The following is a 13,599-nucleotide window of genomic DNA, read 5'->3' on the forward strand; positions in this document are numbered from 1 at the left end:
CAGTTCGTGCGCGGCGCGCTCGGCGAGGCGGGGCCCGCGGCCGATACGGACGACGGTGCCGTGGCCCGCGGTGCGGTCGTCCCGGGCCGGCAGTGCGAAGACGGCGTTCTCGCCGAGCGAGAGCAGTTCGGCTTCCGCGCCTCGTTCGCCTGCCGCGGAGAGGATCTCGCGCGCGTACGCCTCACCGAAGGGCGGCCGCGTGGCCTGCGCCCCGCTCTCCTCGTGGTTCATGCGCGCAGGCCCCAACCGCCGAGCGGCACGAGGTCGGTGCGCTCCGGGGCGCCGTCGAGGAGGGGGACGGCGCGGCCGATCAGCTCCCGTGCGCCGTCGGCCTCCAGGGAGGCCGCGTGGTCCGCCGCGCTCCGCCAGACCTCGGTCACCCAGAGCGTGTCCGCGTCGTCGGCCGCCGAGTTGACCGCGTAGAGCAGGCACCCCGGCACCGTGCCCATGGAGTCCGCCGCGGCGAGGAGCAGCTCCGCGAGCGCGCCCCCGCTGCCCCGCTGTGCGCGGAACCTCACGAGGTAGGCGACGCCTCCCTCCGGATGCGGCCCTTTCCGGCCTCCGGGCTCGCTCATGACTCCTCCGCGGTTCGCGCTGGTCTTCGATTGCCCGCGGACGATCCTGGCACACCGCCCGCCGGTGCGTGACGCCGCGCTGCCCGTCGGACGGCGGGCACACCCGCGCCCGCCGCCGGACGGCGCGGGCGGTCGGATCAACTCCCGCTGCCTGCACGGGAGTCGGCGCGGGCGGTCGACCGCACCTTCGGACCCGGCATCGGCCGCCCTTCCGGACCCCTCCCTGTTGTGACGGACCACAACGACGGCGTCCGAAGTCTGCCCCGCGGGCCAGTTCCCGCAGCGGGTGCGCCCTGAGCATGCTGAACGTTCCGAGACGTACATGGACATGCCAGACGCCCGCCTCCCGCGGGCCGACGGACGGAGGAGCCGCAGATGCAGAAGGACCGGCGAAGCGACGGACGGAGACTCGCAGCCGGCGCGCTCGCCGCGCTCGGCCTCCTCGGCGCCGCGGGCACCGCGCCCGCGTACGCCGAGAGCGCACCCGAGGTCTATGTGGCGCTCGGCGACTCGATGGCGTCGGGCCCGCTCATCCCCGACATCACCGGTCCGCTCGCCTGCGGCCGCTCCACGCACAACTACGGCCACGAACTGGCGAAGGCGCTCGGCGTCGACGAGTACCGCGACGTCACGTGCAGCGGCGCCAAGTCCCAGCACATGACGGAGCCGCAGCAGCTCTCCCTCGCGGGCGTCCCCGCCGGGGAGGTGCCGCCCCAGCTCGACGCCGTGCGCGCCGACACCACCCTCGTCACGCTCACCGTCGGCGGCAACGACGCCGGCCTCGTCGGCGTCGCGCAGGACTGCGTCCGACTCGACCCCGGCGGTGCGCGCTGCCAGGACGAGTACACCGAGGGCGGCGTCGACACCGTCGCGCAGCGGATCGAGGAGTTCGGCCCGAAGCTCGGCGACGTCCTCGACGGAATCGCCGAACGCGCCCCGCAGGCACGCGTGGTGGTCACCGGATACGGCGACTACGTCAAGCCGGGCGGCTGCTACCCGGCCGTCCCCGTGCTGCCCTCGGACGCCGACTGGCTCCAGGGCGGCGTCAACCACCTCAACAAGGTCGTCGCCGAGCAGTCCGCCGCGCACGGCGCCCGGTACGTCGACCTCTACACGCCCTCGCGCGGGCACGACGCCTGCGCGGCGCCGAAGGAGAAGTGGGTCGAGGGGTTCGTGCCGACCGACCTCGCGGCCCCGCTCCACCCCAACCGCAGGGGCGAGGAGAACTACGCCCGGATCATCAACGAGCAGCTCCCGGACGCCCGATAGCCGACCCGCACGCCTCCCGCGCGGAGGCTCCACAGGAGGAGCCCGCACGTGATCCCCGACGCGTATCCGCCGCCGCTCTCTCGGTGCTGCTGCTCACCGGAGCCGCGGTCACGGCGCCGCCGTCGTTCGCCGACTCCCCCGCGACGACCGACGCCGAGCGCTACGCGTACGTCGAGAAGGGGCTCGGGCTCGACGCGGCGACGGCCGAGACGCTCGAGGAGAAGCTCCTGACTGAGCGCGCACGACGGAGGCCCTTCCCCGGCTGCGCGGGGAAGGGCCTCCGTCGTGGAGCCGGCCCTGGCTCTCACTCCTCCGTCAGCCGACGGCCCCCGGAACGGGCGACTCGGCCGAGCGGAAGACCTGCTTGCACAGCCGCACGGAGCCGGTGTTCTTCGCCCAGCGGGCGCTCAGCCAGCGCTCCTCGCCGCGGATCTTGTACCAGATGGTGTTGCCCTGGACGTTCTGCGCGTTGACCTTGCAGTCGACGCCGACCTTCGCACCGCGGTTGTAGCCGCCCTTGCGGGTGGAGTCGGTGCTCGGGTACATGCGCCGGTACAGGCGGCTCGCGGTGACCGTGACGTACGGCTTGCCCGGGGCCGCGGTGGGCGCCTTCGAGTCGGAGATGGTCGACGGGTCCTGCGGTGCCGCCTGAGCGGAGCCGGCGCCGGCGAGCGAGCCGGTGAGCAGCACGGCACCGACCCCCGCGACGATCCTTGGGTGACGAGAGACGAGCGACATGCGCGTCTCCTCCTCTCCTTGAGTTCGTGGCTTGTCAGACATCCCAAAAAGGGACAGAGGTGACTTTTGACGGGATACTAAGACAGTTGCCGCCGCGGAAGCGCGAGACACGGCGACGCGCGCGTCGACCATCCGTGCGCCGAGAACACCTCGTTGACAACCGGACGCACCCGCTGGACGCTCGCGTGGCCGCCAGCGCTGACCCCGGAGGAAGCCGACGTGACCGCGACGGAGTCGACCGCGCAAGAACCCGATGAACCGTCAACTTCTCGGCGGGCGCTGGTGGCCGGCTCCGTCGGCAACTTCCTCGAGTGGTACGAGTTCTCCGTCTACGGCTTCTTCGCGACGATCATCGCCGCGCAGTTCTTCACCCCGGAGGGCGGCAGCGAGGCCGAGGCGCTGATCAAGACGTACGCCTCGTTCGCCCTCGCCTTCTTCTTCCGCCCCGTGGGGGCCGCGCTCTTCGGGCGGCTCGGCGACCGGATCGGCCGCCGGCCCACGCTGATCCTCGTCGTCTCGCTGATGACGGCGGCCACCACCGCGATCGGACTGCTCCCCGGACACGCCGTGCTCGGCGCCGCGGCGCCCTGGCTGCTCACCCTGGTACGGGTGCTCCAAGGGATCTCAGCGGGCGGCGAGTTCGGCGGAGCCGTCGCGCTCATGACGGAGTCCGCGCCGCAGGGGAAGCGGGGAAGGTACGGCGCGTGGCAGTCGTTCACCGTGGCGCTCGGGCTGCTCGCGGGCGCCGGCGTCGCCGCTCTTCTCGGCGCCGTCGTCGGCGAGGAGCAACTCGCCGACTGGGCCTGGCGGTTGCCCTTCCTGCTCGCCCTGCCGCTCGGGCTCGTCGCGCTCCGGTTGCGGCTCCGGCTCGAGGAGTCGCCGTCCTTCCGGCGGGCCTCGCGGGAGGGGCGACCGTCCGCAGTCCCCGCCCAGCGCGGCGCGGCCCCGCGCACGCCGGGGGCGGCCGCGACGGCGAAGGCCATCGCGCTCGGCGCGGCCAGGCTGATGGGATGGTCGGCGGCCGGCTACACCTTCCTCGTGGTGCTCCCCGCGTACCTGGAGAGCCAGCTCGACGCCGGCTTCCAACAGGCACTGCTCGCAACGGTGGTGGCCAACCTCGGCTTCGCCGCGGCGATCCTGCCCGCGGGGATCGTCAGCGACCGGATCGGACGCCGTCCCGTGATGCTGACCGGCGCGGCAGCCGTCGTGGTCCTCGCGCTGCCGCTGCTCGACCTCCTCCAGGATCCGGAGGCTTCGACCGTGCTCCAGTCCGGGGCCCTCTTCGCCGCGGGCGCCGTCGTCGGCCTCATGGCGGGCCCCGGGCCCGCGATGCTCGCCGAGATGTTTCCCACCGGCGTCCGCTACACCGGTCTCGGGTTGGCGTACGCGCTCTCCAACGCCGTCTTCTCCGGCAGTGCGGGGCTGATCATCACCGAGGTGATCGAGCACACGGGGAACGCGGACGTCCCCGGCTACTACGCGGCCGCCACCTGCGCGGTGAGTGCGCTCGCGCTCGCCGGGACGCGCGGGGCGCGGCACCGGCAGGCGCTCGGGGAACTGTGAACGGCACGGCGCACAAGGGATGTTGTCGAGGAACCGGGAGGGCGACGTGCGAGTGATCGGGCTGATGTCGGGGACGTCCTGCGACGCCGTGGACGCGGCCGCTGCCGACCTCGAAACGGAGCAGGGCACGCTGCGCCTGCGGCCGCTCGGCTCGCTCTCGTCGCCGTACCCGCCGAGGCTGCGGCGCTCCCTCGACGCGTGCCTGCCGCCGGGCGGCACCACTCTCGCCGAGGTCTGCGCGCTCGACACGGAGATCGGCCGCGCTTTCGCCGACGTCGCCGCGCGCGCCGACCGCGAGCTGTGCGGAGGCCGCGCAGAGCTCGCCGTCTCGCACGGGCAGACCGTCTACCACTGGACCCATGGCGAACGTGCCCTGGGCACACTGCAGTTGGGGCAACCGGCGTGGATCGCGGAGGCGACGGGGCTGCCCGTCGTCTCCGACCTGCGTCCGCGCGACATCGCCGCGGGCGGCCAGGGCGCACCGCTCGTGGGCCTCTTCGACGTGCTCTGGCTCCACGGACGCGAAGGCGCGCCGGCCGCGCTCAACATCGGGGGCATCGCCAACGCGACGCTTGTCCCGCGCAGTTCACCGGAGCAGCCGCCTTCGGCCTTCGACACGGGCCCCGGCAACGCCTTGATCGACGCAGCCGTGCGCCAACTCACCTCAGGCGCCCGCGAGTGCGACGAGGACGGCGCGCTCGCCGCGCGTGGCACCGTCCACCCCGGCCTCCTCCGGCACCTGCTCGACGACCCTTACTACGCGCTGCCCGCACCGAAGACGACGGGCCGCGAGCACTTCCATCTCGCCTACCTGCGGCGGGCGTTGACCAAGTCCGGCACCGGGGGCCTTCCGGCGGAGGACCTCGTCGCGACCGTCACGCGGCTCACCGCCCGCACTGCGGCCGACGCGGTGCGCACGGCCGGCGCGACGGAGGTGCTCGCCTCGGGCGGAGGCACCCGCAACCCGACCCTCATGGCGGCGCTCGCCGAGGAGTTGGGACGTACGCCGCTGCACGCCTCGGAGGAGCTGGGGATGCCGGTGGACGACAAGGAGGCGTACGCGTTCGCCGTCCTCGGCTGGCTGACGGTGCACGGGCTGGCGGCGACGGCGCCGACGCTCACTGGCGCGCGCCACCCCAGCCTCCTCGGCTCACTCACCCCGGGCCGCGACGGGTTCCGGCTGCCGCCTCCGGCCGCGGCGCCGACACGGCTCGTCATCGAGCAGCCCACGGAGTGATTCTCCCCGATCCGCCTTTGTCCGCCTCTGCTTGCCGAGGCTCATGCCGGCACCGTGCCTGCCGGGCGCCCCAGCTCCCTGCGGAGGTGGGCGAACGGCCGGGGGCGGTTCATGGCGACGGCCGCTGTCCGCACCCCCTCGTGCTCGTAGACGGCGGCGAAGCTGCGGTCGCTCGGGGAGCCCTCGACGAGACGGACGGTGTCGCCTGCATGGCGCCGGCCGGCGAACTGGATACGGGCGCCGTACTGGTCGGACCAGAAGTACGGCGGTGTCTCGTAACCGGCGACGGTGGTACCCGCGAGGAGGTTGCGCACGGCCACGGCCGGCTGCGCCATCGCATGGGTCCAGTGCTCCTCGCGCCGACCCGCCGAGCGGGCGACGTCGCCGACCGCCACCACCTGCGGTACCTCGGTGACACCCCCCGCATCGCAGACCACTCCGTCGGAGAGGGGGAGGCCGCTGTCGAGGAGCCAGGCGGTGGCCGGGCGCGCCCCGATGCCGACGACGACGATGTCGGCCGGCAGCTGCCGCCCGTCCGTCAACTCGACCCACGAGACGCGCTGCCCCGCCGAGGAGCCCGCGCCGTCCTTGCCGTGCAGCTCCGCGACGCCCACACCCGAGACGAGCGTCACCCCGTGGTCGGCGTGGAGCCCTGCGCACAACGCGCCTATCTCCTCGCCGAGTTGGGAGGCGAGCGGATGGGCGCCCGCTTCGACGACGGTGACGCGGTGCCCGAGCGAGGCGCACGAGGAGGCGACCTCGGCGCCGATGAACCCCGCGCCCACCACGACGACACGGGCCTGCCCCTCCCGCAGTTCGGCGCGGAGCGAGGCGGCGTCCTCCAGCGTGCGCAGGGTGTGCACCCCGAGGAACTGCGTGCCGCGCAGCGGTACCGCCGCCGCGCCCGTGGCGAGGACGACACCGTCCGAGCGCAGGCGGCGGCCGTCCGCCAGGACGACGGAGCGCTCGCCGAGATCGAGGGCCGTGGCCCGCGCGCCGAGGAGCCACTCCGGCTGGAGTTCGGCCTCGTCCTGCGCGTCGGTGAGCGCGAGATGCTCGGCCGTCACCGCGCCGGTGAGGTAGCCCTTCGTCAACGGCGGGCGGTCGTACGGCAGATGGTGCTCGGCGCCGACGATGCGCAAGTGTCCCTCGAACCCCTGCGAGCGGAGCGCCCTGGCGGCGTGGAGGCCGGCGAGCGAGGCTCCCACTACGGTAACGGTTCTCATGCCGCATCCCCCTTCTCGCGCGCGGGCTCCTCCGCGGGCGTGAGCCAGACCGTACCGTCGTCGACGCTCACCCGGTGTGTGCGCAGGGGGCGTCGCGCGGGCAGGCACTGCGGCTCTCCGGTGCGCAGGTCGAATGAAGCCGCGTGCAACGGGCATTCGATCAGACAGCCCTCCAGCCAACCGTCGGAGAGCGAGGCGTCTTGGTGGGTGCAGGTGTCGTCGACGGCATAGAGGCCGCCGTCGGCGTGGAAGACGGTGATGGGAGGGTCGAGGTCGAGACGGACGGACCCGCCGAGGGGCAGGTCCTCGATACGGCAGACGGGAATCACGGGTCCCCCTCGTGCTCTTGGCTGCGAGGCACGTTTCGTATGACGCACGATGCCGCGCCATGCGCAACAGAATCCAAGCCGCGGGGCCCGTACGTCAAGGACTCTTTTCCGACGGTCGCCCCAACCGCCCCACAGAGGAGCGGGGTTGGGCAAACCGACGGCGGAACGCGCGGGTACGGCCGCCGGGTTGGTACCGCACGCACGCCGTCGCGGGACCGTCGCCAGCACGGCGCCGCCGGACCGTGGACGCACCCTCCCCCAGGCCCTGGCCTGGGAGAACGCAAGGAGATGGGATGAGCGAGAAGACGGAGGCGCAGACCTCGGGGAGGACCAGGGGAGGCGCCGGCTCCGTGCAGTCCGTCGACCGCGCCGTGAGCGTGCTGGAGATACTGGCGCGGCACGGGGAAGTCGGTGTGACGGAAATAGCCGAGGAGTTGGGGGTGCACAAGTCGACGGCCTTCCGGCTGCTCGGCGTGCTGGAGGCACGCGGCCTCGTCGCGCAGGAGCAGGACCGCGGCAAGTACTACCTCGGCTCAGGGGTGTTGAGGCTCGCCGGTGCCGCCGCCGCACGCCTCGACGTCTCCCAGGAGGGCGCCCCGGTCTGCCGCGATCTCGCCGAGGAGGCCGGCGAGACGGCGAACATCGCCATCCTCGACGACGACGCGGCGGTCAACATCATGCAGGCGCGGGGGTCTTCCTCCGTGACGGCGCAGAACTGGCTCGGGCGCCGGACGCCCCTCCACGCCACGTCGAGCGGCAAGACGCTGCTGGCCCACGAGCCGAGGTCCGTCCAGGAGAGCGTCCTCTCGCGCGGACTGCCCCGTCTCACCGAGTACACCCTCACCTCCCCCGCCGACCTCCGCGAAGAACTGCGGACCACGGTGCGGAACGGATACGCCGTCGCCACCGACGAGTTGGAGATCGGCCTCCACGCCGTCGCCGCCCCCGTACGGGCGCACGACGGCAAAGTCATCGGCGCCATCAGCGTCTCCGGGCCCTCGTACCGCCTCGGCGGTGAGGGACGGCTGCCGGAGGTCGCGAAGCGGACGATGGCGGCGGCTCAGGACCTCTCCCGCCGCATGGGGTACGCGTTCTAGCGCCACTGGTCAACGCCTCGGTTTTTACCGCCGGTTGACGCCCCGCGCCGCCCCGTGCGCGGGGTGCGCCCCCTTGCGCCCCGCGCCGGATGCCGCGCTCGTCGAGACCTCTTGACGCTGGGCGAGCGGCTTTCCCAAGATGTTTCCCATAGCGCAACCAGTCGTGTAAGACGCAACAGTCGCGAGGCTGCGAGTGCGGTGCGGGCACGGGTACGCCCCCGGCCGCTGCCGTCCTCGGCACAGCACGCCTCGCCCGCTCCGTCCCGCCGTGTCCCCGCGCAGGGCCGGAGGTGTCCCCTCCCCCGCCGGACCGCCTCGCCGGTTCCGGCCTTTCGAGAACCGCGGGTGCCCGGCCGCGTCAGGCCGCCGGTAACCCCCGCACCCCACACCGTGCACCGTGCGCCCGCATGCGGCCTCGCCGCTGCGGCCCTTCGGCGCCGGCATTCCACACCGAAATATCACGGGATAGTTGGACCTTCCGGTGCCCGGAACGCCTGCTGCCCCGCGGCGCCGCACGTACGCCGTGCCGCGCACCCACCGCCCGCCGCAAGGAAGGAGCCGCGGCATGTCGTCTCTCCCGCACCCGAACCAACCGCCCACGCCGCCCGGAAGGCGCTCGGACGGCGGCCCCCGCGTGGTGATCGTCGGCGCCGGAGTGGTCGGTTCGGCGCTCGCCGACGAGCTCACGGCGCGCGGCGTGCTCGACGTCACCGTCGTCGACCGCGGTCCGCTCCCCGCCACCGGCGGCTCCAGCTCGCACGCCCCCGGCCTGGTCTTCCAGACCCATCCCTCGCGGACGATGACCGCCTTCGCCGCCTACACGGTCGCCAAGTTCCGAGGACTCGTCGACGGCGGCCGTAGCTGCTTCCTCGACGTCGGCGGCCTCGAACTCGCCACGTCCCATGAGCGGTTGGCGGAACTGCACCGGCGGGCCGGCCTCGCGGCCTCGTGGGGGGTGAGGGCCGAAGTCGTCTCGCCCGAACGCTGCGCCGAGCTGTGGCCGCTCCTCGACACCGCGGCGGTGCTCGGCGGCCTCCACACTCCGCAGGACGGCCTCGCGCGCGCGGTGCCCGCATGCCGGGCGCAGCTCGCCAGGGCGGAGGCCCGCGGTGCCAGGCTGCTGGAGCGGTGCGCCGTCGTCGGCGTCGAGCGGACCGCCGGAGCCGTCACGGGCGTCGCGACGGAGCAGGGGCACCTTCCGTGCGACGTGCTCGTCTGCGCAGCCGGCCTGTGGGGGGTCCAACTCGGGGCGCTCGCCGGGGTCGAGGTGCCGCTGCTTCCGATGGCGCACCAGTACGCGCGCACTCCCGCCCTCCCTGCCCTCGCCCGACGGGCGGATGGCAGCGCCGTGTTCGCGGAGGCGTCCCGGCCGATCCTGCGCCACCAGGATTATTCCCTCTACTTCCGCGAGCACCTCGCCGAGGGGGCGCTGGGCATCGGCAGCTACGCCCACCGCCCGCTCCCCGTGGACCCGCAGGCTCCCCCCGCGCACTCCGAGACGACGCCGAATCCCTCCCAACTCCCGTTCACCCGGGGCCTTTTCGCTCCGTCCATGCGGGAGAGCGCCAAGCTGCTGCCGGTCCTCGAAGGGGTGGAACCGCGGCACGGCATCGACGGAATCCTCTCCTTCACCCCCGACGGTATGCCGCTCCTCGGGGAGGCCCCGGGGGTGCGCGGCTGCTGGCTCGCCGAGGCGGTCTGGGTGACCCACTCGGCGGGCGCCGCGCGGGCGGTCGCCGAGGCGCTCGTCGACGGCCGCTCCTCGCTCGACCTGCACGAATGCGATCCCGCACGGTTCGCGGCAGGCGAGCTGTCCCCCGCGCTCGTCCGCGAGCGCGCCGTGGACGAGTTCCGCGACGTCTACGCCGTCCGCCATCCCGAGACACCGCCGGACCGCCACTCGCCGCACACCTCTCCCTGCCACGCCCGCCACCTCGAACTCGGCGCCGACATGGGCGAGTCGGACGGCCGCCGGACCCCGCGGTGGTACGCGGTCAACGCACCGCGCGACGAAGACACCACCTGGGCCGGGCGGCACCGCTCCCCCGCGATCAGCGCCGAAGCCAACACCGTACGCACCGCAGCGGGACTCTTCGACCTGAGCTGGCGCAGGCGGATCGAGGTCACCGGCCCCGGCGCCGTGCCCCTCCTCGAGCGCTCCCTGACGCGAAGGCTCCCCGACACCCCGGGCGGGAGCGTCCGCGCGCTCTTCCTCGACGAGGCCGCGGGCATCCGCGGCGACGCCCACCTGGCGGAGGTGGCCCCGCAACGCTGGCTCCTCACGACGCGCGCGCCCGGCATCGCCGAACTCCTCTCCCGTGGCGCGGAGCCGGGCACCCACGTGGCAGAGATGACAGGCGGGTGCTGCCGGCTCGGCCTGTGGGGGCCGCGCGCCGGGGAGGTGCTGCGCTCGGCCGGTACCGTCCGCCGCGCAGGCGACCGGGCCGCTGACGTGCGCCTCGTCTGGATCGGGCGGGTCCCGGTGACCGCCGTGCGCTCCGAAGAGTTCGGCGAGCCCGGCTGGGAACTGCACACCGACGCCGATCTCGGGCCGGCGCTGTGGGACACGCTGCGTGCGGCGGGCAGGGGGCTCGGCCTCGTCCCGGCGGGCGTCGCGGCTCTGGGAACGCTGCGGTTGGAAGCCGGAGTCCCGGAATGGGGTCGGGAGTTGAGCGCCGAGTGCCTGCCGTCGGAGGCCGGCCTCGACCGGGCCGTCGACCCGGGGCACACCGGGTTCACGGGGCTGGCGGCGCTGGACGGTGCCGCACCGCCGCGACGCCGGCTCGTCCGGCTGGCGCTCGACGACCCCGACGCGGCGGTGCTCGGCGGTGAACCGGTGCGGGTCGCGGGCGCCCCGGCCGGGCATGTCACCGGCGCCGCGTTCGCCCCCGCGGCCGGCCGCTGCCTCGCCTTCGCCTGGCTGCCGGCGCGAGCCGCCGTGCCCGAAACCCCCGTCGACGTCGAGTACTTCGGCGAACGGCTCGCCGCCACCGTACTCGCGGAACCGGGACGCCCCGCCGGCGCTTCCGGCATCGCGTCGCTCGCCGACACCCCGGCGACGAGCGGCGCGCCCGGGTGACGGGCGGTCCAAGTACCGCCGGACAGCAGCCGATTCGCACCCCAGGAGTCACACCATGGATGCAGACGTCATCGTCCTCGGGCTCGGCGCGATGGGCAGCGCCGCCGCCCACCGTCTCGCCGCACGGGGCGCCACCGTTCTCGGCCTCGAGCGCCACGGCCCCGCGCACGACCGCGGCTCCAGCCACGGCGGCTCGCGGATCATCCGCCAGGCGTACTTCGAGGACCCCGCGTACGTGCCGCTCCTGCTGCGCTCGTACGAGCTCTTCGGCGAACTGGAAGAGGAGAGCGGCCGTGCGCTGCTCACCCGGTGCGGCGGGTTGATGATCGGCCCTGCCGGGAGCCGTACCGTCGCGGGGAGTCTGGACTCGGCACGCCGCTGGGGGCTCCCGCACGAGCTTCTCGACGCCTCCCGACTCCGGCGCAGGCACCCGACGTTCGCCCCGGGCGAGGACGAGGTCGCCGTCTGGGAGCCGCGCGCGGGCGCCGTACGCCCCGAGGCGACCGTCGCGGCGCAGCTCGCCCTCGCCGCGAGGTCGGGCGCCGAACTGCGGTTCCACGAGCCGGCGTTCGCATGGGAAGAGTTGCCGGGAGGCCGGGGAGTGCGCGTGGAGACCGCCCGTGGTGCGCACACCGCGGCGCAGCTCGCGATCTGCCCCGGCGCGTGGGCTCCCCGGCTCCTCGACGGCCTCGGCGTACCGTTCGCCGTCGAGCGGCACGTGCAGCAGTGGTTCCGACCGGACGGCGGCACGGTCCCGTTCGGGCCCGAGCGGCACCCGGTCTACATCTGGGAGGACGGGCGGGGCGTGCAGGTCTACGGGTTCCCCGCCCTCGACGGGCCCGAGGGCGGCGTCAAGGCGGCGTTCTTCCGCAACGGCACCGACTGCGACCCCGAGCACCTCGACCGCAGCGTCCATCCCTCCGAGACGCGGGCCCTCGCCCGCCACCTCGCACCGCGCCTCCCGTCGCTCCCCGGCGCCTTCCTCCGCGGCGACCCCTGCATGTACACCACCACCCCGGACGAGCACTTCGTCCTGGGACGCCATCCCGCACACCCGGGGACGACCGTCGTCGCCTGCGGATTCTCCGGCCACGGCTTCAAGTTCGCGCCGGTCGTCGGCGAGATCACCGCAGAGCTGCTCCTCGACGGCGCGACCCGCCATCCCGTCGCGCTCTTCGACCCCACGCGGTTCGCCGAAGCCGACACGCCGCCCCCCGCCACCCCTGCCACACCCCAGCACCGCGTCCACCGCACCCGAGGAGCCTCCCGATGACATCCGCAACCAGCCTCCTGGCCACGCTGCCGGGGACCCGCTACACCGACCCGGCTGAGTTCGCACGCGAGCAGCAGCACCTTCTCGAACGCCACTGGTTCTGCGCGGCGAGGTGCGCGGACCTCGACACGCCCGGCTCCTACCGGACGGCCCAAGTCGGCCGCGAGAACGTGGTGTTGGTCCGGGACCGCGACGGCGTTCTGCGCGCCTTCCTCAACGTCTGCCGGCACCGCGGCGCCCGGCTGTGCACCGCGCAGTCCGGTGCCGTACGGCGTTCGCTCCAGTGCCCCTACCACGCCTGGACGTACGGCCTCGACGGGCGGCTCGTCTCGGCGCCCAACCTCGCCGGCATGCCCGACCTCGACCGGACGGCGTACGGCCTGCACCGCGTCGCACTGCACGAGTGGCTCGGGTACGCCTGGGTCTGCCTCGCACCGGAGCCGCCGTCCTTCGACGCGACCGTGCGCGCCCAGGTCACCGAACGGCTCGGGGACGCGCGGGCGGTGGAGCGGTACGGCGTCGAACGGCTGGCACTCGGCCGACGCGTCTCCTACGACGTCGCGGCCAACTGGAAACTGATCGTCGAGAACTTCATGGAGTGCTACCACTGCGCGACGATCCACCCCGAACTCACCGAAGTACTACCGGAGTTCGCGGGCGGCCTCGCGGCGCAGTACTGGGTGGGCCACGGCCCCGAGTTCGGGAGCGAGGTGGACGGGTTCACCGTCGACGGCGGCGCGGGCTTCGCACGGCTCCCCGAGGTACCGGCCTCCCACGACCGCAGGTACTACGCGGCGACCGTGCGCCCGCAGGTCTTCCTCAACCTCCTCCCCGACCACGTCGTGCTGCACCGCATGGTGCCCCTCTCCCCCGCGCGCACCCTCGTCGAGTGCGACTGGCTCTACGACCCGCGGGTGATCGCCTCCGGCGACGACGTCTCCCGCTCCGTCGAGCTGTTCCACCGGGTCAACCTCCAGGACTTCGAGGCGTGCGAGCGGACGCAGCCGTCGATGGACTCGCGCGCCTACCGCGCCGGCGGCGTCCTCGTGCCGAGCGAGCACCATCTGGCGGGGTTCCACGCGTGGGTGGACGAGGAACTCGCAGCCGGCGAGCGGGCCGCAGCGGGCTGACCTCCCGGATGTCACACCGCCCGCCGCGTTCGCGTCGTACGTGCGGCGGGCCGGACCCGGCCCGCCGCAGCCTGCGGGGCGGC

The 13,599-nt window shown here is 73.9% G+C and carries 11 protein-coding genes and 1 pseudogene; 7 read left to right on the forward strand and 5 right to left on the reverse strand.

Features of this window, described 5'->3' with window-relative positions; translation table 11 throughout:
• Nucleotides 1–231: pseudogene (locus UWG_RS30755) on the reverse strand (hypothetical protein); the annotation flags it as partial.
• The gene (locus tag UWG_RS0122290; protein WP_016909420.1) at nucleotides 228–575 is read right to left on the reverse strand and encodes a putative quinol monooxygenase; all 348 of its coding nucleotides are present in this window, start codon (nucleotides 573–575) and stop codon (nucleotides 228–230) included. The gene UWG_RS0122290 and the pseudogene UWG_RS30755, both read right to left, overlap by 4 nt.
• 375 nt (nucleotides 576–950) lie before the next feature.
• Between UWG_RS0122290 and UWG_RS30760 the strand changes: the two genes are divergently transcribed.
• On the forward strand, nucleotides 951–1,844 hold the full coding sequence (locus UWG_RS30760; protein WP_016909421.1) for an SGNH/GDSL hydrolase family protein: 894 nt from the start codon (nucleotides 951–953) through the stop codon (nucleotides 1,842–1,844).
• A gap of 315 nt (nucleotides 1,845–2,159) precedes the next feature.
• Here the strand turns inward: UWG_RS30760 and UWG_RS0122300 are convergent, their stop codons facing one another.
• Nucleotides 2,160–2,582 (reverse strand): hypothetical protein, encoded by a 423-nt coding sequence (locus tag UWG_RS0122300; protein WP_016909422.1) that lies wholly within the window; start codon nucleotides 2,580–2,582, stop codon nucleotides 2,160–2,162.
• A 219-nt stretch (nucleotides 2,583–2,801) separates the two neighbouring features.
• Here UWG_RS0122300 and UWG_RS0122305 point away from each other — a divergent pair, with 219 nt between their 5' ends.
• Both UWG_RS0122305 and UWG_RS0122310 read left to right on the forward strand, forming a co-directional pair.
• A complete protein-coding gene (locus UWG_RS0122305) occupies nucleotides 2,802–4,145 on the forward strand; it encodes an MFS transporter (RefSeq protein WP_193386472.1) in 1,344 nt (447 codons plus the stop codon).
• Between the two features lie 46 nt (nucleotides 4,146–4,191).
• A complete protein-coding gene (locus UWG_RS0122310; protein ID WP_029391678.1) occupies nucleotides 4,192–5,382 on the forward strand; it encodes an anhydro-N-acetylmuramic acid kinase in 1,191 nt (396 codons plus the stop codon).
• A 41-nt stretch (nucleotides 5,383–5,423) separates the two neighbouring features.
• Here UWG_RS0122310 and UWG_RS0122315 read toward each other — a convergent pair whose 3' ends face one another.
• Nucleotides 5,424–6,608: an NAD(P)/FAD-dependent oxidoreductase gene (locus tag UWG_RS0122315; protein ID WP_029391679.1), complete on the reverse strand. Its 1,185-nt coding sequence runs from the start codon at nucleotides 6,606–6,608 to the stop codon at nucleotides 5,424–5,426.
• A complete protein-coding gene (locus tag UWG_RS0122320; RefSeq protein ID WP_016909426.1) occupies nucleotides 6,605–6,937 on the reverse strand; it encodes a bifunctional 3-phenylpropionate/cinnamic acid dioxygenase ferredoxin subunit in 333 nt (110 codons plus the stop codon). Before UWG_RS0122320 ends, UWG_RS0122315 begins: the two co-directional genes overlap by 4 nt.
• A gap of 293 nt (nucleotides 6,938–7,230) precedes the next feature.
• Here UWG_RS0122320 and UWG_RS0122325 point away from each other — a divergent pair, with 293 nt between their 5' ends.
• The 4 genes from UWG_RS0122325 to UWG_RS0122340 all read left to right on the forward strand — a co-directional run bounded on the left by UWG_RS0122325 (nucleotide 7,231) and on the right by UWG_RS0122340 (nucleotide 13,516).
• The gene (locus UWG_RS0122325; protein WP_016909427.1) at nucleotides 7,231–8,034 is read left to right on the forward strand and encodes an IclR family transcriptional regulator; all 804 of its coding nucleotides are present in this window, start codon (nucleotides 7,231–7,233) and stop codon (nucleotides 8,032–8,034) included.
• Nucleotides 8,035–8,599: 565 nt separating this feature from the next.
• Nucleotides 8,600–11,113, forward strand: a complete 2,514-nt coding sequence (locus UWG_RS0122330) for an FAD-dependent oxidoreductase (protein ID WP_016909428.1) — start codon at nucleotides 8,600–8,602, stop codon at nucleotides 11,111–11,113.
• A 55-nt stretch (nucleotides 11,114–11,168) separates the two neighbouring features.
• Complete coding sequence (gene solA / locus UWG_RS0122335; RefSeq protein ID WP_016909429.1) at nucleotides 11,169–12,386, forward strand: N-methyl-L-tryptophan oxidase; 1,218 nt, start codon at nucleotides 11,169–11,171, stop codon at nucleotides 12,384–12,386.
• Nucleotides 12,383–13,516 carry an aromatic ring-hydroxylating oxygenase subunit alpha gene (locus tag UWG_RS0122340; RefSeq protein ID WP_016909430.1) on the forward strand — a complete coding sequence of 378 codons (1,134 nt, stop codon included), beginning with the start codon at nucleotides 12,383–12,385 and terminating at the stop codon, nucleotides 13,514–13,516. The genes solA and UWG_RS0122340 overlap by 4 nt, the downstream gene beginning before the upstream one ends.
• Nucleotides 13,517–13,599: the final 83 nt, after the last annotated feature.

The sequence above is a fragment of the Streptomyces xiaopingdaonensis genome, assembly GCF_000262345.1.
Classification (GTDB): Bacteria; Actinomycetota; Actinomycetes; order Streptomycetales; family Streptomycetaceae; genus Streptomyces; species Streptomyces xiaopingdaonensis.

Coding starts and splice junctions, on each gene's coding strand:
- UWG_RS0122290 (WP_016909420.1), bottom strand. CDS start 575: ATGAGCGAGCCCGGAGGCCGGAAAGGGCCGCATCCGGAGGGAGGCGTC.
- UWG_RS30760 (WP_016909421.1), top strand. CDS start 951: ATGCAGAAGGACCGGCGAAGCGACGGACGGAGACTCGCAGCCGGCGCG.
- UWG_RS0122300 (WP_016909422.1), bottom strand. CDS start 2,582: ATGTCGCTCGTCTCTCGTCACCCAAGGATCGTCGCGGGGGTCGGTGCC.
- UWG_RS0122315 (WP_029391679.1), bottom strand. CDS start 6,608: ATGAGAACCGTTACCGTAGTGGGAGCCTCGCTCGCCGGCCTCCACGCC.
- UWG_RS0122325 (WP_016909427.1), top strand. CDS start 7,231: ATGAGCGAGAAGACGGAGGCGCAGACCTCGGGGAGGACCAGGGGAGGC.
- UWG_RS0122330 (WP_016909428.1), top strand. CDS start 8,600: ATGTCGTCTCTCCCGCACCCGAACCAACCGCCCACGCCGCCCGGAAGG.
- solA (WP_016909429.1), top strand. CDS start 11,169: ATGGATGCAGACGTCATCGTCCTCGGGCTCGGCGCGATGGGCAGCGCC.
- UWG_RS0122340 (WP_016909430.1), top strand. CDS start 12,383: ATGACATCCGCAACCAGCCTCCTGGCCACGCTGCCGGGGACCCGCTAC.